The sequence below is a fragment of the Lacisediminihabitans sp. FW035 genome (assembly GCF_054880895.1).
The window spans coordinates 2,928,139-2,951,731 of record NZ_CM142187.1 but is presented as its reverse complement, the minus strand read 5'-3'; the positions used below and the strand labels follow the sequence as shown (position 1 = coordinate 2,951,731).

21 protein-coding genes are annotated in these 23,593 nt (G+C 67.8%); 14 read left to right on the top strand and 7 right to left on the bottom strand.

What is annotated here, in order from left to right:
• The first annotated feature begins 2 nt into the window (after window positions 1–2).
• Window positions 3–1,262 carry a D-arabinono-1,4-lactone oxidase gene (locus ACVXZ4_RS14135; RefSeq protein WP_461795457.1) on the top strand — a complete coding sequence of 420 codons (1,260 nt, stop codon included), beginning with the start codon at window positions 3–5 and terminating at the stop codon, window positions 1,260–1,262.
• Between the two features lie 13 nt (window positions 1,263–1,275).
• Here ACVXZ4_RS14135 and ACVXZ4_RS14130 read toward each other — a convergent pair whose 3' ends face one another.
• From ACVXZ4_RS14130 to ACVXZ4_RS14120, 3 genes are all read right to left on the bottom strand, one after another.
• Window positions 1,276–2,055 (bottom strand): ATP-binding cassette domain-containing protein, encoded by a 780-nt coding sequence (locus ACVXZ4_RS14130; RefSeq protein ID WP_461795456.1) that lies wholly within the window; start codon window positions 2,053–2,055, stop codon window positions 1,276–1,278.
• The gene (locus ACVXZ4_RS14125) at window positions 2,052–3,116 is read right to left on the bottom strand and encodes an ABC transporter permease (RefSeq protein ID WP_461795455.1); all 1,065 of its coding nucleotides are present in this window, start codon (window positions 3,114–3,116) and stop codon (window positions 2,052–2,054) included. Before ACVXZ4_RS14125 ends, ACVXZ4_RS14130 begins: the two co-directional genes overlap by 4 nt.
• A gap of 103 nt (window positions 3,117–3,219) precedes the next feature.
• Window positions 3,220–4,224 (bottom strand): substrate-binding domain-containing protein, encoded by a 1,005-nt coding sequence (locus ACVXZ4_RS14120; protein ID WP_461795454.1) that lies wholly within the window; start codon window positions 4,222–4,224, stop codon window positions 3,220–3,222.
• A 171-nt stretch (window positions 4,225–4,395) separates the two neighbouring features.
• On the opposite strand from ACVXZ4_RS14120, the gene ACVXZ4_RS14115 reads away from it, so the two are divergent.
• The 3 genes from ACVXZ4_RS14115 to ACVXZ4_RS14105 are packed head-to-tail and all read left to right on the top strand — an operon-like array spanning window position 4,396 to window position 6,806.
• Window positions 4,396–5,505: a LacI family DNA-binding transcriptional regulator gene (locus ACVXZ4_RS14115; RefSeq protein ID WP_461795453.1), complete on the top strand. Its 1,110-nt coding sequence runs from the start codon at window positions 4,396–4,398 to the stop codon at window positions 5,503–5,505.
• Entirely contained in the window at window positions 5,502–5,816 is a 315-nt protein-coding gene (locus ACVXZ4_RS14110; protein WP_461795452.1) for a putative quinol monooxygenase, read from the top strand. Before ACVXZ4_RS14115 ends, ACVXZ4_RS14110 begins: the two co-directional genes overlap by 4 nt.
• 18 nt (window positions 5,817–5,834) lie before the next feature.
• On the top strand, window positions 5,835–6,806 hold the full coding sequence (locus ACVXZ4_RS14105) for a carbohydrate kinase family protein (RefSeq protein ID WP_461795451.1): 972 nt from the start codon (window positions 5,835–5,837) through the stop codon (window positions 6,804–6,806).
• On the opposite strand, the gene ACVXZ4_RS14100 is transcribed toward ACVXZ4_RS14105, so the two are convergent.
• A complete protein-coding gene (locus ACVXZ4_RS14100; RefSeq protein ID WP_461795450.1) occupies window positions 6,803–9,076 on the bottom strand; it encodes a hypothetical protein in 2,274 nt (757 codons plus the stop codon). The two genes, ACVXZ4_RS14105 and ACVXZ4_RS14100, sit on opposite strands and share 4 nt — an antisense overlap.
• A 72-nt stretch (window positions 9,077–9,148) precedes the next feature.
• Between ACVXZ4_RS14100 and ACVXZ4_RS14095 the strand changes: the two genes are divergently transcribed.
• The 4 genes from ACVXZ4_RS14095 to ACVXZ4_RS14080 all read left to right on the top strand — a co-directional run bounded on the left by ACVXZ4_RS14095 (window position 9,149) and on the right by ACVXZ4_RS14080 (window position 13,696).
• A complete protein-coding gene (locus ACVXZ4_RS14095; RefSeq protein ID WP_461795449.1) occupies window positions 9,149–9,778 on the top strand; it encodes a TetR/AcrR family transcriptional regulator in 630 nt (209 codons plus the stop codon).
• 3 nt (window positions 9,779–9,781) lie between these two features.
• The gene (locus tag ACVXZ4_RS14090) at window positions 9,782–11,065 is read left to right on the top strand and encodes an MFS transporter (RefSeq protein ID WP_461795448.1); all 1,284 of its coding nucleotides are present in this window, start codon (window positions 9,782–9,784) and stop codon (window positions 11,063–11,065) included.
• On the top strand, window positions 11,065–12,312 hold the full coding sequence (locus tag ACVXZ4_RS14085; RefSeq protein WP_461795447.1) for an amino acid deaminase/aldolase: 1,248 nt from the start codon (window positions 11,065–11,067) through the stop codon (window positions 12,310–12,312). Before ACVXZ4_RS14090 ends, ACVXZ4_RS14085 begins: the two co-directional genes overlap by 1 nt.
• A 130-nt stretch (window positions 12,313–12,442) precedes the next feature.
• A complete protein-coding gene (locus ACVXZ4_RS14080; RefSeq protein WP_461797991.1) occupies window positions 12,443–13,696 on the top strand; it encodes a D-arabinono-1,4-lactone oxidase in 1,254 nt (417 codons plus the stop codon).
• On the opposite strand, the gene ACVXZ4_RS14075 is transcribed toward ACVXZ4_RS14080, so the two are convergent.
• Both ACVXZ4_RS14075 and ACVXZ4_RS14070 read right to left on the bottom strand, forming a co-directional pair.
• On the bottom strand, window positions 13,693–15,642 hold the full coding sequence (locus ACVXZ4_RS14075; protein ID WP_461795446.1) for an APC family permease: 1,950 nt from the start codon (window positions 15,640–15,642) through the stop codon (window positions 13,693–13,695). The two genes, ACVXZ4_RS14080 and ACVXZ4_RS14075, sit on opposite strands and share 4 nt — an antisense overlap.
• An 88-nt stretch (window positions 15,643–15,730) precedes the next feature.
• On the bottom strand, window positions 15,731–16,258 hold the full coding sequence (locus tag ACVXZ4_RS14070; RefSeq protein WP_461795445.1) for an adenine phosphoribosyltransferase: 528 nt from the start codon (window positions 16,256–16,258) through the stop codon (window positions 15,731–15,733).
• Between the two features lie 192 nt (window positions 16,259–16,450).
• On the opposite strand from ACVXZ4_RS14070, the gene ACVXZ4_RS14065 reads away from it, so the two are divergent.
• Both ACVXZ4_RS14065 and ACVXZ4_RS14060 read left to right on the top strand, forming a co-directional pair.
• Entirely contained in the window at window positions 16,451–17,017 is a 567-nt protein-coding gene (locus ACVXZ4_RS14065; protein ID WP_461795444.1) for a LemA family protein, read from the top strand.
• Between the two features lie 94 nt (window positions 17,018–17,111).
• Window positions 17,112–18,008 carry a M48 family metallopeptidase gene (locus ACVXZ4_RS14060; RefSeq protein ID WP_461795443.1) on the top strand — a complete coding sequence of 299 codons (897 nt, stop codon included), beginning with the start codon at window positions 17,112–17,114 and terminating at the stop codon, window positions 18,006–18,008.
• A gap of 152 nt (window positions 18,009–18,160) precedes the next feature.
• Here ACVXZ4_RS14060 and ACVXZ4_RS14055 read toward each other — a convergent pair whose 3' ends face one another.
• Window positions 18,161–19,375: a winged helix-turn-helix domain-containing protein gene (locus ACVXZ4_RS14055; RefSeq protein ID WP_461795442.1), complete on the bottom strand. Its 1,215-nt coding sequence runs from the start codon at window positions 19,373–19,375 to the stop codon at window positions 18,161–18,163.
• 220 nt (window positions 19,376–19,595) lie between these two features.
• On the opposite strand from ACVXZ4_RS14055, the gene ACVXZ4_RS14050 reads away from it, so the two are divergent.
• The 4 genes from ACVXZ4_RS14050 to ACVXZ4_RS14035 are packed head-to-tail and all read left to right on the top strand — an operon-like array spanning window position 19,596 to window position 23,553.
• Window positions 19,596–20,723, top strand: coding sequence for an ABC transporter substrate-binding protein (locus tag ACVXZ4_RS14050; RefSeq protein ID WP_461795441.1), 1,128 nt, complete (start codon window positions 19,596–19,598; stop codon window positions 20,721–20,723).
• A gap of 24 nt (window positions 20,724–20,747) precedes the next feature.
• Complete coding sequence (locus tag ACVXZ4_RS14045) at window positions 20,748–21,656, top strand: ABC transporter permease (protein ID WP_461797990.1); 909 nt, start codon at window positions 20,748–20,750, stop codon at window positions 21,654–21,656.
• Window positions 21,653–22,489: an ABC transporter permease gene (locus ACVXZ4_RS14040; RefSeq protein ID WP_461795440.1), complete on the top strand. Its 837-nt coding sequence runs from the start codon at window positions 21,653–21,655 to the stop codon at window positions 22,487–22,489. The genes ACVXZ4_RS14045 and ACVXZ4_RS14040 overlap by 4 nt, the downstream gene beginning before the upstream one ends.
• Window positions 22,486–23,553, top strand: a complete 1,068-nt coding sequence (locus tag ACVXZ4_RS14035; protein ID WP_461795439.1) for an ABC transporter ATP-binding protein — start codon at window positions 22,486–22,488, stop codon at window positions 23,551–23,553. The genes ACVXZ4_RS14040 and ACVXZ4_RS14035 overlap by 4 nt, the downstream gene beginning before the upstream one ends.
• The last annotated feature ends 40 nt before the right edge of the window (window positions 23,554–23,593 follow it).

Sequence of the window (23,593 nt, the reverse complement as noted above, 5' to 3'; positions counted from 1 at the left end):
CGGTGACACGCGTCGGCGCCAACTGGGCGGGCAACTATGAGTTCCGGGCTCCGGAGCTGGTGACCCCGGCGACCGTCGAAGAGCTGCAGGAGCTCGTGGTCGCGAGCCCGCGCCTTCGCGCCCTCGGCACCCGGCACTCGTTCAATGACCTCGCCGACAGCGCCGGCGCCCTCGTGTCGCTCGTGGACCGGGATGCGGAACCGCGTCTCGACACCGTCGCGATGACGGTCTCGGTGGCAGCAGGAACCCGCTATGGGGTGCTCGCCCGCTGGCTGGACGCCCAGGGTTTCGCACTGCACAACATGGGCTCACTTCCGCACATCTCCGTGGCCGGTGCCGTCGCGACCGGCACCCACGGTTCGGGCAACGCGCTCGGCAATCTCGCCACGGCGGTCGCCGGACTGCAGCTGGTGACCGGGGAGGGTCAGCTGATCGACGTCGACCGCACCCACCCGCAGTTCGACGCAATGGTCGTCTCGCTCGGGGCGCTCGGGATCGTCACCCGCGTGACCCTCGACATCCAGCCGACCTTCGATGTGCGCCAGGACGTGTACCGCGACCTGCCCTGGGAGGTGGTGCTCGCCGAGTTCGAGGAGATCACGTCGAGCGCCTATAGCGTGAGCCTGTTCACGGACTGGCGGGGCGACACCCTCCAGAGCGTGTGGTTCAAGACCCGGCTGGCGCCGGGGGAGTCGGGGTCGATGCCTCCGACGATGTTCGGCGCGACGGCGTCGACCACCGAGGCGTCCCTCGCCGAGGGCGAGAACAACACCACGGTGCAGGGCGGCATCCCGGGCCCGTGGTCCGAGCGGCTGCCGCATTTCCGGCTGGATTCGACTCCGAGCAACGGCGACGAGCTGCAGACCGAGTACTTCGTGGATCGCCGCAAGGCGCCCGACGCGCTTGCAGCGGTCCGCGCCCTTCGCGATTCGGTCTCGCCCCACCTGCTCATCACCGAACTGCGTACAGCGGCGGCGGATGACTTGTGGTTGAGCCCGGCGAACGGACGCCCGAGCCTCGCCATCCACTTCACCTGGAAGAACGAGCCGGAGGCGGTGGCGCGGCTCGCACCGCAGATCCAGGCCGCGCTCGCGCCCTTCGATGCCCGACCGCACTGGGGCAAGGTGAACACCCTGACCGTCTCCGATCTCGCACCGCTCTATCCGAAGCTGCCGGAGTTCGCCGCTCTGGCGGAGCGGATGGACCCGCAGCACCGCTTCCGCAACGCCTACCTCGAGCGGGTGCTCGGCCTCCCCGACTGAGGAGCTGACCGCGCTACTCCTGATCGATTGTGGGGATTGCCTCGGTGATCAGCCCGGTGATCGTCCCGAGGAGCGAGTCGACCGTGAAACTGGAGGTCGGCGCATCGTGAACGACCCTGCCGAGGCGCAGCACCACGACCCGGTCCGTCACCTCGAGGATGTGCGGGAGCGTGTGCGAGATGAAGATCACGCCCAGTCCCTTGGTCTTGGCGGCGCGGATCACCTGCAGCACCTCCTTGGCCTGACGGGCACCGAGGTGGTTGGTGGGCTCGTCGAGGATGATCACCTTGCGCGCCCACGACACCGCGCGACCGATGGCGACGGCCTGTCGCTGTCCACCGGAGAGCTGCGCCACCGGGCGGTTGGAGGCCGGCACGGCGATGCCGACGCGCTCGAGGTCGGCGTGAGCCACGGAATCCATCTTCTTCTGGGCCAGGAATCCGAGCTTGCCGAGGATGCCGGGCACCACGATCTCGCGACCGAGGAAGACGTTGGATGACACGGAGAGGTGCGAGGCGAGGCTGGAGTCCTGGTAGAGGGTCTCGATGCCGGACTCGAGGGCGTCATGGGGGCTCTTCCAGCGGCGGGGCACCCCGTCGAGCAGGATCTCGCCGGTGTCGGGCAGGTGGGCTCCGGAGAGGGCTTTCACCAGGGTGGACTTGCCGGCACCGTTGTCTCCGACCAGGCCGAGCACCTCGCCGGCGCGCACCTGGAGGCTGACGTTCTCGAGGGCGACGACGCTACCGTAGCTCTTGGAGATGTTGCGCACTTCGTAGAGCGGGCTGTCGGTCATGAGATTCTTCCCTTCGAACGAAGTGCCTGGAGCGAGACGGCCGCAGCGATGAGCACGGCCACCACGACCTGCTTCCAGTTCGGTGCCACACCGATGATGATGAGACCGCTGGTGACCGTCGCGAGGATGAGCGACCCGAGAACTGTGCCGGACATTCGACCGATTCCCCCGGAGAGGGCGACGCCACCGATGACGACGGCGGCGATCGCGTCGAGCTCGTTGCCTGCTCCCGAGGTGGGGGCGCCCGAGCCGAGGCGAAGGTAGAGGAACATGCCGGCGAGGCCGGAGAGGAAGCCCGAGAGGGCGTAGATCTTGGTGAGCTGGCGCTTCACGTTGATGCCGGCCGCGAGGGCGGCGAAGGGGTTGGAGCCGATCGCGAAGGTGTAGCGCCCGAAGCGCGACTTGTGCAGGTAGAGACCGGTGATCACGACGATGACGATCACGACGATGCCCGGCCAGGAGAGCGGGCCGAGCCACGGCACGCTGAGCGCGATGGCGGAGGGCGGGCCGTTGCCGATCGGGGCACCGCCGGTGAGCACGATCGACATGCCGCCCGCCGCGCCGAGGGTGGCGAGCGTGGCGATGAACGGCACGAGGTGTGCCCGATTGATGAGGAGGGAGTTGACGAGTCCGACGCCGATTCCGACGGCGGCGGCCACGAGCGTTCCGAGGAAGAGGGTGAGGCCGTCGGGCAGGCCCGATCCGGTCATCGCCTGCATCGCGTAGGCCGCGATGACACCGGCGAATCCGAGGGTGGCGCCAACGGAGAGGTCAATGCCGCCCGAGATGACGACGAAGGTCTCTGCGACGGCAATGAGGGCGATGGGGCCCCAGTCGAGCAGGATGTTGCCGAAGACATCGGTCGAGAAGAACACGGGATTCAGCACGGAGAACAGGATGATCATGCCCACCAGGACAAGGAGCAGGATCGTCTGCTGATTGGAGAAGGCCCGGCCGAGGCGCCCGGCAAGCGGCGAGGGGGCCGCGCCCGCGACCACGGACGGCTCAGTGGATGTGGGGCTCGCCGGGTTCCGGCTTGCCGTCTTGTGACTGGGTGGCATGATCGGCCCTTCGCTTCGTTGCGTCTGCACTGGTGTTACAGGGTGGGGAGGCGCCCGGTGCCCCGGACTCGAAGTCTCGTGGCACCGGGCGAAAGGGGGCTACCTACTGTACGTAGGTGTACTTCTTGAGGTCCGCTGCGGAGGTGGACTTGTCGAGCAGGATGTTCGGCAGGGTGACCGCCGCGGTGATTCCGGACTTCGACTTGGTCTCGATGTACGTGACGCAGGTGTCGACGGCCTGGCGCGCTTCCTCGGCGGGGTCCTGGGCGATGAGCGCGGTGAAGACGCCCTTGCCGATCAGATCGACGTTGGTCTGGTACGCGTCGTAGCCGATGAGGGCGACCTTGCCGCTGAGGCCCTTGGCCTGCAGAGCGGATGCCGCGCCGGTGGCGTTCGTGCCGTCGATGGCGAAGATACCGCTCAGGTTCGGGTACTTGGTGAGCCAGTTGCTCACAGTGCTGTTGGCCGTGGCCGCCTGGGACTGGGAGTATGCGGTGTCGACGAGCTCGATGCCCGGGTACTTCGACGCGAGCTGCGACTTGAAGCCCTCGAGCCGGTCGACGTTGGTGGTGGCGGTGGCTGATGTGAGGCCGGCGACGACCTGGTACTTGGTGCCGTCGGTATACTTGATCGCCTTGGCCATCGCGTCGGCAGCGGCCTCTCCACCCTGCTTGTTGTCACCGGTGATGAAGGAGATCACGTCGCTGAGGTCTTCGACATGGGTGTCGACATTGACGACGGGGATACCGGCGGCTTTCGCCTTGGTGACCGATGCCTGGAGGGCCTTGGGGTCTGTCGGGATGAGGACGAGGCAGCTCGGCTTCTGGGCGAGCACCTGGTCGACGATCGGGATCTGGGTGGCGGGGGAGTAGACCGAGGGGTCACCCTGCCAGACGAGCTTGGCGTTCTTGGCGGCGGTCTCGGCTTCGGCGCCGACCTTCATCGCCTTGAAGAAGGGGTCGGCCTCCGCGCCCATCACGAATGCGATGGTGAGCGTCTTGGACGCCCCGTTGGAGCTGGTGCCGGCGGTGGAGCTGCAGGCGGACGCTCCGAGCAGGAGGGTCGCTGCGACCCCGAATACACCCGCGGATTTAACGATTCGATTCATTGGTGGTAACTCTCCTTTGAGTGCATGGTCTCGAGTGCACAGCCTGAGCGCTAGCGAGTGCGCATAGTCTCTATGAGATCGATCTCAAAACTTTTGTGAGAACGATCTCGCTGATGTGGGTATGATCATCACACCGTTCAACGCCACTGTCAAACGCACAGGAAATCCGTCATGAAACAATCGGGTAACGAAGCCCCCCTCACGATCAGGGATGTCGCCCTGCATGCGGGTGTTTCTCGTGCAACCGCCTCGCGCGCCCTCTCCGACTACGGGGTCGTCAACTCCGAGACGCGGGAGAAAGTGCGCCAGTCCGCCGAGCTGCTCGGATATGTGCCCAACGTGCTCGCTCGCTCGATGCGAGCGGGAAAGACGCAGACGATCGGGCTGATCATCACCGAGGTCGGGCTGAGCGTGTTCGACCTTGCGATGCGCGCCGTGATCGAAGCCGCTCATCTCAAGGGCTACCAGGTGCTCGTCGCCAACACCAACGAAGACCTTACGGCCGAGCGCGACTCCGTGCGGGTGATGCTCGAGAAGCAGGTGGACGGGGTCATCCTCGTGCCGAGTTCGGTCCACGACCTGCGGTTCATCAGCCCGGATGCGCTCAAGGGCAAGCCGATGACCCTCCTCGACCGCACACTCGAGTCCCTCGACATCCCGAGCATCACCGCCGACAACCGACAGGGGGCGCGGGATGCCCTCGACCACTTCCTGCAGCATGGCCACACCCGCATCGGCCTCGTGGTGGTGACCGCGAACATCCGCGGGGAGACGCCCGTGCGCCCGGACGGACTCGTCTCGACCCTGCACGATCGCACCGAGGGCTACCTCGAGGGCATGGCGGCCGCCGGGCTGAGCGTGCACGACGACTGGATGTGGTTCGCGGCGGACGGGGGAGAGTGTGCGCGGCAGGCCGTGCGCAACCTCCTCGACTCTGCGGATCCGCCGACGGCGATCCTGGGGTCCAATGCCAACGTGTCCCTCGCGATGCTCAGCGTCGCCAAGGAACGGGGCCTCCGGGTCGGCGTGGACATCTCGCTGATCGGATTCGACGATGCGCCCTGGGCCACGGTCGTGACACCGGGCCTGAGCGTCGTCGACCTCCCGATCGAAGCGATGGCCGAGGCCGCGGTCGAGAACCTGGTGGCGCAGATCACGGCGAGCGAGGTCAATACCGCGACGGCCGACTCCATCGTGCTCCCCATGCACCTGATCGTGCGCGGATCAGTCGGACCGGCGCCGGGGAGTGGATCCTCCGCCGTGCCGGCCGGGAACTCATGACGATCGCCCTGTTCGCGGAATTCACCGCGACGGACGGCAACCGGGCTCTCGTCACGGAACTGATCGCCGAGTTCGCCGCGCGCGTGCGCGCCGAGCCGGGCAACCTGGCCTTCGACCCGCACCATCGGGTCGATTCGCCCACTACGGTATTCGTGTACGAGGCCTATCGCGACCAGGCCGCGTTCGATGAGCATCTCGCGAGCCCGCACGGGCACGTCTTCAACCGCAGACTGGGCGACCTGGTCGTCGGGGGCGGTTCCCGCCTGACCATGCTGTCGCCGATCCCCGTCGGCTCGCCGGTCGAACCCTGATCGAAAGGACAGTTGACGATGACCAGTGCCGATGCGGCGCCCTCCTCCACCGTGCTCGTCATCGGCGAGTCGCTGATGGATGTCGTGAGCTCACCGACCGGCATCGACGAGCATGCGGGCGGGTCGCCGATGAACGTGTCGGTCGGGCTCGCTCGACTCGGGTGCCCGGTGCACCTGCTCACCCGGATCGGCTCCGACGAGCGCGGATCCGTGATCGCCGAGTACCTCGCCACCGCCGGAGTACCCCTCGTCCCCGGGTCGATCGTCGACGGGCGCACCTCCACCGCCACTGCCACCCTCGACGGGAGCGGTTCCGCCAGCTACGAGTTCCTGATCGACTGGTCCCTCGGGTTCGTGAGCGACCTGCCTCCCGGCTCGGTGGTGCACAGCGCTGCGATCGTTCACACCGGGTCGATCGCCGCCTTTCTCGAGCCAGGGGCATCCCAGCTGGAGACCCTGCTCGAGGCCGCCGCGGCGCGGCGGGCGATCGTCACCTTCGATCCGAACATCCGCCCCTCGATCGTCGGGGCGAAGACGGAGTCCCTTGCCGTGGTGGAGCGCCTCGCCGCCCTCGCCACGGTCGTGAAGGTCAGTGACGAAGACGCCGCCTGGCTATTCGGCGAACTGACTCCCGACGAGGTGATCGATCGCCTGCTCGCGATGGGCGCGACCCTCGCGATCGTCACGCTCGGTTCGTCCGGGGCAGTGCTCGCGACCGCCCGTGATCGCGCCACGGTGCCGGGTCATACGGTCGCCGTAGCCGACACGATCGGCGCGGGGGACTCCTTCATGAGTGCCGTCGTGCAGCGGATCTCCGCACTTCTCGCCTCGGGAGTGGAGGCCGAAGCCATCGCCGACGGAAGCGCGATCGGTGCATCCGTTCTCGCTGACATCGGAGACTTCGCCGTCTCCTGCGCCGCCGTCACGGTCTCCCGCCCCGGCTCCAACCCGCCGACGATGGCAGAGGCGATCGCGGAAGCGACCCCCTAGGCGCGAGCCTCCGGTACGGCCGGGTCGACGAAGCGTAACCATCCCCAGACCGCCACGCTGAGGGCGGCGAAGGCCCCGGCGCCCAGCACCGCGCCAACGATCGGGAAGGCGACCTCGCCGCTGCCGAGGATGACCACCGAGCCGATCAGCACGGCGACGGTGACGGAAGCGAGCCAGGCCGGCCGCGACCACTCGAAGACCGCCCGGCCGGGCAGGGTGGCGATGGGCAGCACCAGCACGACCACCGACCCGAGGCCCGCGAGGGCGACGGTGGCGAGGGTCTCACCCGCGAACAGCGCCCAGAATCCCGATGCCGAAGCGAACAGACCGTGAAGGAGCCACGCGGCCGCGGCGAGGGCTGTGACCGTGCCGATCTCCACGAGGCCCACGATGGCCCGGGCGTGTGCGGGGACGGTGCTCGCGAATCCGACCCCGATCAGCACTCCCGCGATCACCGGGGGATGGATGCCGGTGGCGCGCGACAGGAGCGCGGCGAGAAGTGCTGCGAGGAGCAGGAGCGGCACGAACCGCAGGCGCCCACTCACCCGCTGCCAGCGGGATCCGGCCCGGGTCGCCACGGCGACCCCGACCACGTTGAGTACTGCGAGACCGACCACGACCGCCGCGGAGAGCCGCAGGTAGCGCACCTGGTCGTCGATCCCGCCGGCGATCAGGATGAGGGCGGCTGCGGCGGCGAGCGGAACGGCTCCCGCGATCCACGGGTTCATTCCGTCGGTCAGGGCCGGCGACGGCTCGCGGGACCGCGACCGGTTGCGCCCCGTGAACTGCAGCGATGGCACCCGGATGCGCCCGCGGAGCGCGCCGGCCAATAGCCGGAGCGGCAGCGCCACGAGCACGACGAACACGAGCACGAGCAATGGCGCAAGGAACAGGTTGCCGGTGGAGACGCTGCTCGCGAGGGTGGGAATCAGGGCACCGAAGGTCGTCGGGGTGCCCCAGTTGTCGGGGGATCCCGCCGGCGGGGCGGCCGGGCCGGACTGGTCGGGGGCGGGCGTGCCGGGAGTCTCGCTCGGGGGAGGGCTTGTCGACGGCTGGCCGGGACTCGCCGGGCCGTCCGGCTGTGGGGGTGTGACCGGCGGCACCGGCACGATGGATCCGGGCTTTGCGCCGAAGTAGACGGTGACCGGGGTGCTCGGCATGCTGAAATTGCCGGCCGCGTCACGCTGAATCACGAGCAGGGAATGCGCGCCGGGAGCAGTGCCGTGAAGCACGCAACTCCAGGCGCCCCCGGTGATCGGCACGCGGCAGGCCGGAATGTTGTCGAGGTAGAGATCGGCAATGCCGTCGAGGCCCGGTGCCGCGACCTCACCGGTGCCCGAGACGGTCACGTCTGTGCCGGTGACGCGGGATCCCGCCGCGGGAGCGGTGATCGCCGCGGCCGCGGGGGCATCCCGGTCCACCACGAGCGAGAGGGAGCCGGACAGGGAGGACGAGGCACCACCTCCGAGGTCGGCGCGCGACTGTTCCACCCTCACGACATAGCGGCCGGAGGGCACGGTGAGTGCGCACGACCAGTAACCCGCGTCGGTGGCCACCGACGAGCATCCGATCGCACCGCCCTCGAGCACGGTGGACACGGTGCTGCCCGCGAAGCCGTAGCCGGAGACCAGGCCGGTGGTGACGGAGTCGGGCTCACCGTCGATGGTGGGAGCACCGAGCACATCGACCGTGGCGGAGAGGGGGGCGGATGCCACGCCGTCGAGTGTCTGGATCGCGCTGAGGACGATCGCTCGGCCGCTGGCCAGCGGTGCGTAACAGCTGTAGTCGGTGGCATCGGAGGCCGCGATCGTGCAGGCTGCCGAGCTGCCGGAGCCTGCCGTGACGGCGACCCCGGCGCCGGCATCCTTCGTGCCGGTGAGGCGTACCGCGTTGGTGGGGGAGAACGAGGGGGCGCTGAAGCTGAAGTCCGGAGTTGCCCCCATCGGGCTGGTCGGGGTCGGAGACGGCGACGGTGACGCGCTCTCGGTAAGCGGTCCCGGCGCTGTTGGCTCGACCGCCGCGGCACCCATCAGGGCCACGGATTGGACTGCGAATCCGGTGATGGCGAGGATGGTGCCGAGTCGCCGATGTGTGCTCGGTCGACGGCTGGCGCTCGCTCCGCGATCGCGAAACGGACGTCGGGAGACGTTCGAGAGGGAGGGCTGCACCGTGAGTCCATTCAGCCCGGCAATCCCACCGGTGTCAATTGTCTGTGCGCGGTAATGGAACCGGAGTCCCGGGGTGTTGACGACGCCGGTGATCCCCGCCATGATTCAAGTCATGCGTCTGGGACGACTGACCCACATCGCACCAGCCCCAGATCGCAGGGAGAGGATGGCGCCATGGCCCGCGTGAGTTCCGCCGAGAGACGTGCGGCCCTGGTGAGGGCCGCCCTTCGTGTCATCGACCGCGACGGCGTGCACGGCGCGACGACCCGAGCGATCGTCGCCGAGGCGGAGATGTCCCTGGCGAGCTTCCACTACGCCTTCAGCTCGCGCGACGAGATGATCCGCGAACTGATCGCCTTCGTGCTCCAGGACGAGCAGCGGGTCTCACTCGAAGCGCTCGACCCGGATGCCGACATCCGCTCCGCCGTGCGCGCGGGGATGCAGGCCTACTTCGACCTGCTGCGCGCGCATCCGTCGCGCGAGCAGGCGATGCAGGAGCTCGTGCAGTACTCCCTGCGCACCCCCGGTCTCGAGGAGCTGCCCCGGGCCCAATACGCGAGCTACCTCCACACAGCGCGGGTGCTTCTCGAGCGGGGAGCCGAGCTCACCGGGGTGGAATGGACCCTGCCGATCGAGCAACTCGCCCGCATCCTCATCGCCATCACGGATGGCCTCACCATCGCCTGGCTCGCCGACCGTGACGACGAGGCCGCCGGGCTCCTCATGGACTTCGCCGCCGACACGATCGGGGCTCTCGCGGTGAGCGTGGCCCTCCCCGCCCCCTCCGCGCCGAAAGGCAACTGACCGATGACGACACCCGCCCTCGACCGCTCGACCGCCGGCACCGCGGTCTCGCCGTTCGTCGAACCGAAGCGCCCGGTCTCCGGGGCGTGGATCGCCCTCTTCGCCATCGCCTGGCTCGGAGTGTGGATGGCGCAGCTCACGCCCATCCAGTTGCTGCTCCCCGCCCAGGTCGAGGCCCAGTTGACCGCCACCTCGTGGGTCGACAAGGTCGTCGCGTTCGGCATCGTCTCCGGCATCGCGGGCGTCTTCGCCCTGATCACCTTCCCCCTCACGGGGGCGCTCTCCGACCGCACGACCTCGCGCTTCGGCCGCCGCCGCCCCTGGATCTTCGGGGGAGCAGTCCTCTTCGCCGCGGCCCTCATCCTCCTGGGCGTGCAGGATTCGCTGGTGGGGATCGGCGTCTTCTGGTCGCTCGCCCTGATCGGATTCTGCGTGCTCACCGCGGCGCTCACGGCGGTGATCTCCGACCAGGTTCCTGTAGACCAGCGCGGATTCGTCTCGGGGTTCATCTCGGCGCCCCAGGCCACCGGCACCATCCTCGGCGTTCTGCTCGTGGTCGTGCTCGCGCTCAGCCAGGTGGTCGGGTACACCCTCGTCGCGGTTCTCCTCGTGCTGCTGGTGCTGCCGTTCGTGTTGCGCATACCGGATGCCGTGCTTCCGCGATCCGCTCGCTCGCCGCTCACCCTCCGCAGCCTGGTCGCCGGATTCTGGATCAGCCCGCGGCAGTATCCCGACTTCGGCTGGACCCTCACGAGTCGCATCCTGGTCAACTTCGGAAACGCCTTCGGCACCTCGCTCCTCTTGTACTTCCTGCAGGACGGCCTGAGGGTGAAGGACGCAGAGGATGTGCTGCTCGTGCTGATCCTCATCTACATGGTCTTCGTGGTGCTCGCTTCGCTCGTGCTCGGGCGACTCTCCGACCGGCTCGGGCGCCGCAAGGTCTTCGTCTTCGTTGCGGCGGCGCTCCAGGGGGTCGCGGCTCTCATGCTGGCCTTCGTTCCAGTGCTCGGGGTCGCGATGGTGGCGGCAGGCATCCTGGGCCTCGGCTACGGCTGCTTCCTCTCGGTGGACCAGGCGCTCGCCACCCAGGTGTTACCCGACGCCCACACCCGGGGCAAGGATCTCGGCATCATGAACATCGCCACCGCTGTTCCGCAGGCGATCGCGCCGCTCATCGGTGCCTTCGTGGTGGCCGCCCTCGCCGGATTCCAGGGGCTGTTCGTGCTGTCCGCGGTCGCCGCCATCCTCGGCGCCCTCGCCGTGCTTCCCATCCGATCGGTGCGTTGATGACCCTGACCCTCACCCCGCCGGCGGGCGAGCCCTGGCTCACCCCCGCCGAATACTGGCCGCGCCTGCAGGCGGCGACGGCCGAGCTCGATCCTCCCTTCGGGGTGATCTCGGTGCCCGCGCTCGCGCACAACGCGTTCGACATGCTGCGACGGGCCGGAGGCACCACCATCAGGGTCGCCTCGAAGTCGGTGCGAGTGCGCGGAGTGATGGACGCGGTGCTCGCCCTTCCGGGCTTTGCCGGGGTGCTCGCATACACGCTTCCCGAGGCGCTCTGGCTCGCGGAAGGGGATGGGCTGCACGAGGGCATCTCCGACGTCGTCGTGGGGTACCCGAGTGTCGATCGGGCGGCCATCCGACGGCTCGCGCTCGACCCCGTCCTCGCTTCCCGCGTCACCGTGATGATCGACAGCGTCGAGCAGCTCGATTACATCGATGCCGTCGTCTCGCCGCTGAATCGCGAGACCATCCGGGTCTGCCTCGAACTCGACGCCTCCTGGAGCCCACCGGTGCTCGGTCACCTCGGCACCTATCGTTCCCCCGTATTCACCGCAGCGGATGCCCGCGCCCTGGCCGAGCGGATCGTGGCTCGCGCCGGGTTCCGCCTGGTGGGGATGATGGCCTACGAGAGTCAGATCGCCGGTCTCGTGGACGAACCGGCGAGTGCTCTCCGCGGCATCGCCGTGCGCTGGATCCAGAAAAATTCGGCCAGGGAGCTCGCCGGGCGGCGGTCCGAGGCGGTGGCCGCGGTGCGGTCCCTCGCCGACCTCGAGTTCGTCAACGGCGGCGGCACCGGGTCGCTCGAGTCGACGAGTGCGGAGTCCGCCGTCACGGAGATCGCTGCCGGTAGTGGGCTGTTCGGCCCGCACCTCTTCGACCACTACCGGCGCTTCCTGCCGGCTCCGGCCGCCTCTTTCGTGCTGTCGGTGGTGCGAAAGCCGACACCGCAGATGGCGACGCTCCTCGGGGGCGGCTGGGTGGCATCCGGGCCGCCAGCCAGTGACCGGCTGCCGATCGTGGTCTGGCCGATAGGTACGAAGATGGTCGGCAACGAGATGGCCGGCGAGGTGCAGACCCCTCTCACGGGGGAGGCCGCGGGCCGGCTCGCCGTCGGTGACCGGGTGTGGCTGCGGCACACCAAGGCGGGCGAGCTCAGCGAGCACCTCGATGCCTTCGCCCTCGTCGACGGGGACCGGATCGTCGACACCTGTGCGACCTACCGGGGTGACGGAAAGGTCTTTCTGTGAACGGATCGAAATCCCGGCCCGCTAGAGTCGCGCTGAGGAGGCAATCGTGACTGTCGAAACAGCGATCGCGGGTCTCACGCCTGGCACGACCTGGCGCAACTGGGGCCGCACGGAATCGGTGCGCCCACTCATGATGGCCAGCCCCGCCAGCATCGACGAGGTCGCGGCCATCGTGCGCTTCGCCCGTGAACGCGAATACACCGTCAAGACGGTGGGCGCCGGCCACAGTTTCACCGCCATCGCCCGCGCCCAGGACGTGCAGCTCGACGTCTCCCGCATCGAGGGCCTTCTCGCGGTGGATCTCGACCACGACCGGGTGACTCTCGCCGCGGGAACCCGGTTGCACCAACTGCCCGCGCTGCTCGAGCCCTACGGCCTTGCCCTGCCGAACATGGGCGACATCGATCGCCAGACCATCGCCGGGGCCACGTCCACCGGCACGCATGGCACCGGAGCGTGCTTTCCGGGTCTCGCTGCCCAGATCGTGGCGCTGACGATGGTGACTTCGGATGGTTCGGTGCTGCGCATCAGCGAGACCGAGCATGCCGAACTGCTGCCCGCCGCACGCCTCGGACTCGGCGCCCTCGGCATCCTCGTCGACCTCACCCTGCAGTGCGTGCCCGCCTTCCTGCTGCACGCCGTCGAACGCCCGGGCGGTTTCTCCGAGGTGCTCGACGGACTCGAGCAACGGGTCGCCGCCGTCGATCACTTCGAGTTCTACTGGTGGCCGCACACCGACGGCGTGATGACCAAGTCCAACACCCGGCTACCCGCGGATGCGGAGAGGCACCCGGTCGGTGCGGTCGCGGGGTTCATCGAAGACCGGATCGTCTCGAATGCCGTGCTCGCGCTGCTCTGTAACGTCGGTCGCGTCGCGCCGCCGCTCACCCCCCGGATCAATCGTCTCGCGACCCGGGTCTACGGCAACCGCACCTACACCGACCATTCCTACGAGGTTTTCGTGAGTCCGCGCACCACCCGCTTCCACGAGATGGAGTACGCGATCCCTCGGGCGGCGATCCCGGAGGCCCTCCGCGACATCCGCTCGCTCATCGACGCGCGCGGGTGGACCATCTCCTTCCCGGTCGAAGTGCGGGTGGCGGCCGCCGACGACAACTGGTTGTCGACGGCATCCGGGCGCGACAGCGGCTACATCGCCGTCCACCGCTACTTCCGCGACGACCACAAGGAGTACTTCCGCGGCGTCGAGCAGATCATGCGCGGATACCAGGGCAGGCCGCACTGGGGCAAAATCCACTACCGCGATGCGGCATCGCTCGCCGAGGTGTATCCGCATCATGCCGACTTCGTCGCGGCGCGAGATCGGCTAGACCCCGACCGCGTGTTCACGAACGCGTACCTCGACCAGGTGCTCGGGGCCTAACTGACGTGCACGGCGGGCCGGCGCTTGGGGTCCTTCTCCGACTCCCGCAGCACCTCGCGCGTCACCGGGGCGACGTCGCCGACGCCGGTCACGAGGAATTTGAACATGTTGGAGATCGGATTGCCCGAGCTCCACTCGAAGTAGATCGTCGGCACCATCGCGGTCTCGTCCCGAATTTTCAGCAGTACAGCGGCGATGGTGTTCGGGATGTTGCCACTCCTGACCTCGAGCACGCGGTAACCGTGCTTGTCGACGCCCCGCACGTACAGGTCCTCCTCGAAATCGGAGGAGTCGGCCGGGTGCACCTCGAGGAAGATGATCTTCGACTTCGCGGGGATGTGGCTGAAGCGGCGTTCGTCGGAGTTCTTCTTCTTGTACTCCGACTTGCTTCCGTCGTCGGGCTCGTTCGCGATGATGCGGATGTGGCCGTTCGCCGCATCCGCCGTCACGAATTCGAGGGCCGTGGCATCCAGCTCGACCGAGGTCGCCCGTAGCTGCAGCGACCGCTGCACCCGGGAGACCGTCGAGATCACCAGGATGCCGATGATGAAGAGCGCAGCGATGCGGATGCCGTCCGGCCGCTCGATCACGTTGGCGATGGTCGTGTAGAGGAAGACGAGCGACACGATAGCGAACCCGACGGTGCGCTTGCGCTGCTTCTTGTGCAGCGCCGACAGCGTCACCGCGACGGATGCCGAGGTGATCAGCACGAGCACGCCGGTCGCGTAGGCACCACCCTGGGCATCCACGTTGGCCTGGAACACGATCGTGATGATGAAGGCGATCGTCGTGAACACGAGCACGAGGGGCCGTACTGCGCGGGCCCAGTTGGGCGCCATCCCGTAGCGGGGAAGGTAGCGCGGCACGAGGTTGAGCAGGCCGGCCATCGCGGACGCCCCGGCAAACCAGAGGATGCAGATCGTGGAGATGTCGTAGACGGTGCCGAAGATCGGTCCGAGGTATTCGTGCGCAAGGTAGGCGAGCGCTCGGCCGTTGGCCGGGCCGCCGGACTGGAACGCCTTCTGCGGGATGAGGATCGTGGTCACGAGGCTCGAGGTGATGAGGAAGACGCTCATGATGATGGCCGCGCTCGTGAGCAGGCGGTGGGCTCCCCGGATGCGTCCGACCGGCTTGGCATCCGTGTCAGTCGGATCCCCGGTGATCTGCGGCATCACCGCGACACCGGTCTCGAAGCCGGAGAGACCGAGGGCGAGCTTGGGGAACACGATGAGGGCGATGCCCACGATCACCAGCGGATTTCCGTGCTGGGTGTTCACGGCGGTCCACCAGTTGGTCACATCGATCGGGTGCACGAAGATCTGGCCGATAGAGACCAGGATCACGACCACGTTGAGGGCGAGGTACACCGCCACGAGCACGACGGCGATGCCGATCGCCTCCCGGAATCCGCGGAGGAAGACAATGCCGAGCAACGCGACGAGCAGCAGGGTGATCAGCACTTCGTTGCCATGGAACCAGGAGGGGGCGAAGGGATTCTCGATGGCGTGAGCCGAGGCATCCGCCGCGGAGAGGGTGATGGTGATCATGAAATCGGTGGCGGCGAAGCCGAGCAGCACAAGCACGAAGAGCTTGCCGGTCCACCAGGGCAGCAGGCGCTCGAGCATGGCGATCGAGCCGGAGCCGCGGAAACTCTCGCGGGCAACCCGACGGTAGACCGGCAGGGCGCCGAAGAGGGTGAGCGCCACGAGCACGATGGTGGCGAAGGGGGAGAGCAGCCCGGCCGCGACGGCCGCGATGGCCGGCTGGTACCCGAGGGTGGAGAAGTAGTCCACACCGGTGAGGCACATCACCCGCCACCAGGAGTGGGTCTTCTCGGCGACCTTGGCGTGGGGACCCTGGTGCGATCCGGATCGATCGGTCAGTCCCTGCAACATCCAGCTGCGGAAAGATCCGGATCTCCGCAGCGGTCCCGTCGTCGTGGCCATGAGCACCAATCCCCTCGGAGGTCGACCCTCGTCGTCCAGAATATCTGCCCCGCGCGCGGAATCTCACCCGATCAGGAGCGGGAATCGCTCAGATCGTGAGCAGCGAGTTCACCCGGCGGTCGGGCAGTTTGTCGGTGCCGTGCAGCGCGCCGAGCTCGAGCACCACGCTGATGCCCGCAACGGTCCAGCCCGCCCGCTCGGCGAGGCGGCAGCTGGCGGCCAGCGTGCCCCCGGTGGCGAGCACGTCGTCGAGCAGCAGCACGCGGGTGCCGGGGGCGAGCTCGTCGGGATGCACCTCGAGGGTCGCCGTGCCGTACTCGAGCTCGTAGTCCTCGGTGATCACCGGTCGCGGCAGTTTGCCCGGCTTGCGGATCATCACGCAGCCGAGCCCCGTGGCGTAGGCGGCTCCGGCGGCGAGCACGAAGCCCCGCGCCTCCATGCCGGCCAGGGCATCGAACTCTCCCTCGAAAGGCTCGAGGAGCGCATCGATCACGCTGGTGTAGGCGGGTCCGTCGGCGAACACCGGGCTCAGGTCGCGGAAGACGATCCCGGGGGAGGGGAAGTCGACGACAACCCGGCTCAGACGTTCTATCGCTTCGCGGGCGGCGTGCGACATCCGTTCTCCTTCGTCATGGGTGCATCGTCGGTGGGACTGTGCCGACAGTGAAGCCTGTCATGGCCCGCAGGCGACCGTCGGGGTTGGCTCGGAGTGTGCTCCGAACCCGCTGGGAGCAAAGCCACCGCGGTTATAGTTATGAGGTCCTGCGGTTCGCCGCTTCGCAGCATCTTTGCTCTCGAGAGAACAATCATGGAAACCCTTATCGTCGTCGGCATCATCGTCGTACTCGTCGTCATCATCGGCATCTACCTGTGGTCGACCTACAACGGTCTCGTGCGCCTCAACGTGCGCGTCGACGAGGCGTGGAGCGACATTACCGTGCAGCTCAAGCGCCGTGCCGACCTGCTTCCCAATCTCATCGAGACGGTGAAGGGGTACGCGGCCCACGAGTCCGGTGTCTTCGAGGCCGTGACCAAGGCCCGCGCCGAGTCCATCAGCGCCTCCACGCCAGCGGATGCGGCGGTCGCCGAGAACCACGTGCAGAGCGCCCTGAAGAGCATCTTCGCCGTCGCAGAGGCTTACCCGCAGCTCCAGGCCAGCCAGAACTACCTGCAGCTTCAGGGCGAGCTCGTCGACACCGAAGACAAGATCCAGGCTTCGCGCCGTTTCTACAACGGCGGCGTGCGGGAGCTCAACACCAAGATCAAGACCTTCCCGAACACCCTCTTCGTGCGCGGCCTCGGCTTCACCGAGCGCGATTTCTTCGAGGTGGCAGACTCCGCAGCCATCGCGGAGCCGCCTCGCGTCCAGTTCTGATCGCGGCGCGAAGCGCCCGTGATCAGGTCGAGTAGCGAGCGCCAGCGAGCGTGTCGAGACCTCTCCCATGCCGACTCCGTGAACTGAGCCATCCATGTATCGCGCAATAGCGAAGAACAAACGCAACACCGTCTTCATCATCCTGCTGTTCCTGCTGATCATCGGCGGGCTCGGCGCACTCGCGGCCTACGTGTACAACAGTCCGTCGATTGCGGTCACCGTGATCGTGATCGCAGTGGGATATGCCGCAATCCAGTACTTCGCGGCCTCGCGGCTGGCGATCTCGATCTCGGGTGGCCAGGAGATCCAGAAGGCCGACAATCCGCGGCTGTACCGCATCGTCGAGAACCTGTCGATCACCGACGGCCTTCCGATGCCGAAGGTGTACATCATCAACGATCCGGCCCCGAATGCCTTCGCCACCGGGCGGGACCCCCAGCATGCCTACGTCGCCGCAACCACGGGCCTCCTCGACCTGATGGACGATTCCGAGCTCGAGGGCGTGATGGCTCACGAGATGGGTCATGTGCAGAACTACGACACCCGGGTCTCGATGATCGTGTTCGGGCTCGTCGTCGCGATCGGCTTCATCGCCGACCTCTTTCTGCGCTTCGCCTTCTTCGGAGGCGGCCGCGGCAATGACCGCAACGGAGGAGGCGGCGGGGGCAACCCCATCGTCATCGTCTTCGGACTCGCCGCCATGATCGTCGCGCCCCTCGTCGCCGCCGGTGTGCAGGCGGCGATCTCGCGCCAGCGGGAGTACCTGGCCGACGCGACAAGCGCGATGACGACAAGGAACCCGGAGGCCCTCGCGAGCGCCCTGGAGAAGCTCGGGCAGTACGGCCGCCCGATGCGCAAGCAGAACTCCTCGATGGCGCACCTGTGGATCTCCGACCCGACCAAGCCCGGCTTCATGAGCCGCCTGTTCAGCACTCATCCCCCGATCGAGGACCGGGTCGCCCGGCTCCACAAGATCGGCGGGGAGTTCTAGCAGCCCCGACGGGGCCTTCTCGTTCTCCACGGATCCTCCCGCATCTCTGCCGCCGTGAGTGACACTCGCGCCTGCAATTGCGGTCGCGCGTGTCACTCACCGGCGCGCTGGCATGGCGTGGCGTGAGCTGGCGTGGAGCGGCGTGGCGTGAGCTATTCCACGACCGACGGAGCGTGCACGCCGAGCTCCGCGGCCAGGGCGGGGGCGAGGTCGCCCCTCGCCATGACCTCGATGCGTTCGAGCCCCTGCCAGGCGGCGGTCTCGTGAAGCAGGAAGGCGAGTCTCGCGGCCGTCTCGGGCGGGGCATCCGGCTCGGTCCAGGCCGATTGCACCCGCAGCACGCGGTCCTTGCGATCGTTCTTGAGATCCACGCGACCCACCAGCCGGTCGTCGATGAGCAGCGGCAGCGTGTAATAGCCGAACACGCGCTTGTCGGCTGGCGTGTAGATCTCGATCCGGTAGTGGAACCCGAACATCCGCTCCGCTCGCGTGCGCTCCCAGACCACCGGGTCGAAGGGCGAGAGCAGCGCCGTCGCGTCGATGCGACGGGGGATGCGGGCATCGCGATGCAGGAAGGCCGGCCGGTTCCAGCCCGGCACCGTCACCGGCTCCAGCTCCCCGGCATCCACGAGATCCTGCAGTGCGGCGCGGGCGGGCTCGGTCTTGATGCGGTAGTAGTCGGCGAAATCGGTGAGGGTGCCGATGCCGTGCGCGCGGGCGGAGCGCCGCATCAGCTCGCGGATGGCGTCGCTCGGGGAGACCTCCTTCTCGAACACCTCGGTGGGCAGCGCCGTCGATGCCAGGGCGTAGCGGCGCTCGAATCGGGTACGACCGGCAGACACCGCCTCGCCAAAGCGGAAGAGCCATTCCAGCCCCGTCTTGACCTCCGACCAGCCCCACCAGCCGCCGGCCCCCTTGCCGGTGTCGTGCTCGATCTCGCTCGCAGCGACCGGCCCGCGGGCGGCGAGCTCCGCGCGGAGCCAGTCGAGCATCGCCGTGTTGTCGGCAACCCAACTGCCGGATGCCGAGTACTTCTGCCGCATGGCGTCCATCCGCCAGCGGAACAGCGGCCACTCCTCCACGGGGATCAGCGCGGCCTCGTGCGCCCAGTACTCGACGAACCGGGTCTTGCGGCCGAAGGTGATTCGATCGAGGCCGGACTTGTCGTACGCCCCCAGCCGCGCGAAGAGCGGCAGATAGTGGCTGCGCTCGAAGACGTTGACGGAATCGAGCTGCAGCAGGCCGAGCCGGTCGATCGTGCTGTTCAGCTGACGGATGCCCGGATCCGCCGGGCGCGCGCGCCCGAAGCCCTGCGCGGCGAGAGCGATGCGGCGGGCCTGCGCTGGAGAAAGGGAAGCGGGCGTCACCCGACGACCCTATCCAGGGCAGCCGACCTTCGCGCCGCAATCCCGATTCTGGGCCGAAGCCTTCCGGTGCGGTGTTTGTCTGTCGTAGGGTCGTCGTTAGCCTGCCGTTCACGGACGGTACCCATGGCGGACAGTGTTGTTGCCTAGCCTCCCAAAAGGTCGTGGCGGTACCCACTGTCTGCTCACAGCGCAGGCGGCCGAGCGGCTCAATGGAGGAACAGTGTTCAACAGGCGCACCATCGTCGGAATCGCAGCAGTCGCCGCGATCACCATCTCTCTCAGCGCGTGCTCGAGCACGCCGACGCCGGCGTCGTCCGGCGCCGCGGACGCGAAGACCGCAACGAGCGTGTCGGCATTCGGCGACATGGCCGGCCTTGTGAAGGCCGCCAACAAGGAGGGCGCACTCAATGTGATCGCCCTTCCCGACAACTGGGCGAACTACGGCAAGATCATCGCCGCGTTCAAGAAGAAGTACCCCAAGATCACGGTGAACTCGGCGAATCCCGACGGCTCGAGTGCCGAGGAGATCAAGGCCGCCGACGACCTCGCCGGCCAGGACACGGCCCCGGATGTCTTCGACATCGGCCCGGCCGTCGCGCTCGCCAGCACGGCCAAGTTCGCGCCATACAAGGTGGCGACCTGGGACGACGTTCCCGCCGCCAACAAGGAGAAGACCGGCCTCTGGGTCAACGACTACACGGGCCTGATGTCGGTCGGTTACGACTCCAAGGTGATCAAGACGGCACCGAAGAAGCTCTCCGACCTGCTGGGAAGCGCCTACAAGGGCAAGGTCGCCATCAACGGCGATCCGACGCAGGCCGGCGCGGCCTTCGCCGCCGTCGGACTCGCGGCCATCCAGAACGGTGGCTCCGCCGACGATTTCCAGCCGGGCATCGACTTCTTCCAGAAGCTGAGCAAGGCGGGCAACTTCCTCACCCTCGACCCGACTCCGGCCACGATCGCCTCCGGTGAGACCCCGGTCGTCTTCGACTGGAGCTACAACAACCTGGCCCAGGCCGCGACAACGCCCAACTGGAAGACCGTCGTCTTCCCGGGAAGCGCCTATGGAAGCTACTACAACCAGGCAATCAACAAGGATGCCCCGCACCCGGCCGCAGCCCGCCTCTGGGAAGAGTTCGTCTACAGCCCCACTGTGCAGAACCTGTACCTGGCCGCCGGTGCGTTCCCGGTGCAGATCGCCGCGATGGACAAGGCCGGCACGACCGACAAGAAGGCGCAGGCAGTCGCCGGCAAGATGCCCTCCGAGTTCGTTTCGCCGACCGATGCCCAGACCACCACCGCGGGAGCACTCCTGACCGCGAAGTGGGCCGCGGCGATCAGCCAGTAGACCCGAACAGACCGGGTCACCGTCATCGCCATCTCCACCGCGAGCACCACCACAGAGACGAGCCGTCCGCGCCCCGCGCGGCGGCTCGCCTCCGTGCGCCCCTCCGTGCTCGGTCTCGCGCCTTTCGCCCTCTACGTGCTGCTGTTCCTGGCCATCCCCACAGTTCTCGCGGTGCTCTCCGGGCTCTTCGACGCACAGGGCAGGTTCACGACAGCCAATCTCGCGGCGCTCTTCGCACCCGACATCCTCAAGACCTTCGCCAGTTCGTTCTGGGTCTCCGCCGTCACGGCGATAGTGGGGGCCGTCGTCGGAGCGCTTGTCTGCTACGCCCTCCTCGGAACGAAGCCGCAGGGTGCCTTGCGGTCGATGGTCGACTCGGCGTCGAGCGTGCTCGCCCAGTTCGGCGGCGTGATGCTCGCCTTCGCGTTCATCGCGACCATCGGCATCCAGGGGTTCGTCACCGTGTTCCTCAAGGGGCTCGGCGTCGACATCTTCGCCGACGGGGTCTGGCTCTACCAGGTGCCGGGGCTGCTGCTTCCCTACATCTACTTCCAGGTGCCGCTCATGATCATCACCTTCATGCCGGCGCTCGAGGGGCTCAAGCCGCAGTGGGCCGAAGCGAACGCGACGCTCGGCGGCACCCGGCTCACTTACTGGGTGCGCATCGCGGGTCCGGTGCTCGCCCCCTCGTTCCTCGGAAGCCTGTTGCTGTTGTTCGCCAACGCTTTCTCGTCGTATGCCACCGCCGCAGCCCTGATCAGCCAGGGTGCCCAGATCGTGCCGCTGCAGATCCGCGCCGCCCTGATCAGCGAGACGGTGCTCGGTCGAAGCAACATGGCCGGCGCCCTCGCGCTCGGCATGATCGTGATCATGATCGTGCTGATGTGGGGCTATTCGGCGCTGCAGTCCCGCACCACGAGGTGGCAGCAGTGAGCGGAGTGCGCCCGGTCGGCGCCGCCCCGGGGCCGGTCGCCCGCACCGTCATCCTCGCTGTCGTCGGCATCGTGTTCGCCATCCCGATTCTCGCGATGCTCGAGTTCAGCTTCCGCAACCTCGCCGGGGGCTACACGATCGCCCACTGGGCCGGCGTCTTCTCTCCGACCGCCACCGTCACCTACGCCGCGGTCTTCACCGGGCTCGGCAATTCACTGCTGCTCGCCGTCGTGACCGTCGTGATCATCCTGGTGATCCTGCTTCCCACGATGATCCTCGTGCAACTTCAGTTTCCGCGGCTCCGTCGCGTACTCGAGTTCGTCTGCATCATCCCGATCACGGTGCCCGCCATCGTGATGGTGGTCGGCCTTGCGCCCGTGTACTCCGTGGTGGCGCGGCTCGCGGGATCCTCGATCTGGACGCTCGCCTTCGCCTACGGCGTGACGGTTCTGCCCTACGCCTACCGTGCCATCCAGTCCAACCTCAGCGCGGTGGATGTCGTCACCCTGTCCGAGGCGGCGCGCTCGCTCGGAGCGGGGTGGGGCAATGTGCTCTGGCGGGTGATCCTGCCGAACCTCCGGCGGGGCATCCTCGCCGCTGCCTTCATCACCGTTGCGGTGGTGCTCGGTGAGTTCACCATCGCGTCGCTGCTCAACCGCGTGAACCTCCAGACCGCGCTGGTGCAGGTCTCGAAGAGCGATCCTTTCGTCGCAGTCATCTTCTCGCTGCTCGCCCTCGCCTTCGCGTTCGTACTGCTCCTGCTCATCGGGCGCCTCGCGGCGGACCGCTCCACCCGCTCCCTCTCTCCCCGCGCCCAGAAGAAGGCCTCATGACCCCCTCGCCCACCGGCAGCGCCGGCGCCACCGTCGAACTCATCGACGTCGTCAAGGACTACGCCGGACATCGCGCCCTCACCGGGGTGAACCTCTCGGTGCGTCCGGGCGAGTTCGTCGCGTTGCTCGGCCCGTCGGGCTGCGGCAAGACCACCGCCCTCCGCGCCCTCTCCGGCCTCGAGCAGGTGGACGGCGGCAGCATCCTGATCGACGGGGTCGACGTCGTCGACGTGCCCGTGAACAAGCGCGACATCGGCATGGTGTTCCAGTCGTACTCCCTCTTCCCGCACCTCACGTCGATCGAGAACGTGGAGTTCGGGCTCCGGATGCGCAAAGTGCCGGCGTCAGACCGCCGCGCCCGCGCGGCGGAAGCACTCGAGCTCGTGGGGCTCGGCAGCCTCGCGGGCCGATACGCCCACCAGCTCTCGGGTGGGCAGCAGCAGCGCATCGCGCTCGCCCGCGCCCTCGTCACGCGTCCTCGAGTGCTGCTGCTCGATGAGCCGCTCTCGGCGCTCGACGCGAAGGTGCGCGTGCAGCTGCGCGACGAGATCCGCCGTATCCAGACCGAGCTCGGCATCACCACGCTCTTCGTCACCCACGATCAGGAGGAGGCGCTGGCCGTCGCCGACAGGGTGGCGGTGATGCGCGACGGCAACATCGAGCAGATCGGCACCCCCGAGGAGCTCTACACGATGCCGGCGACACCCTTCGTGGCGGCATTCGTCGGGCTCAGCAACCGGATGCCCGCGGCCCTGGCGAACGGGCGCGTCACCCTTCACGGCGAGACCCTCGCGGTGCTCGGGACCCCGCCGGCTAACGGACCGGTGCTCGCCTTCGTGCGACCGGAAGACCTGCTTCTGGTGAGCAGTGCCTCCGAGGGGAGCATCGCCGCCGTGGTGATCTCCACGAGCTTTCTCGGCTCCCTGCGCCGCACTCAGCTTTCGCTCGAGGACGGCACCGTGGTTTCCGTGCAGCACGACGTGTCAGAGCGTCCAGAGCCCGGTGAAACCGTCGGTGTCCGCCTGCGCGGCAACGCCGTCTCGGTGAGTGTCGTCGACGCCTGAATCGCATTCCCAAGAGTGCATGTAACCCGGCATAGACTGA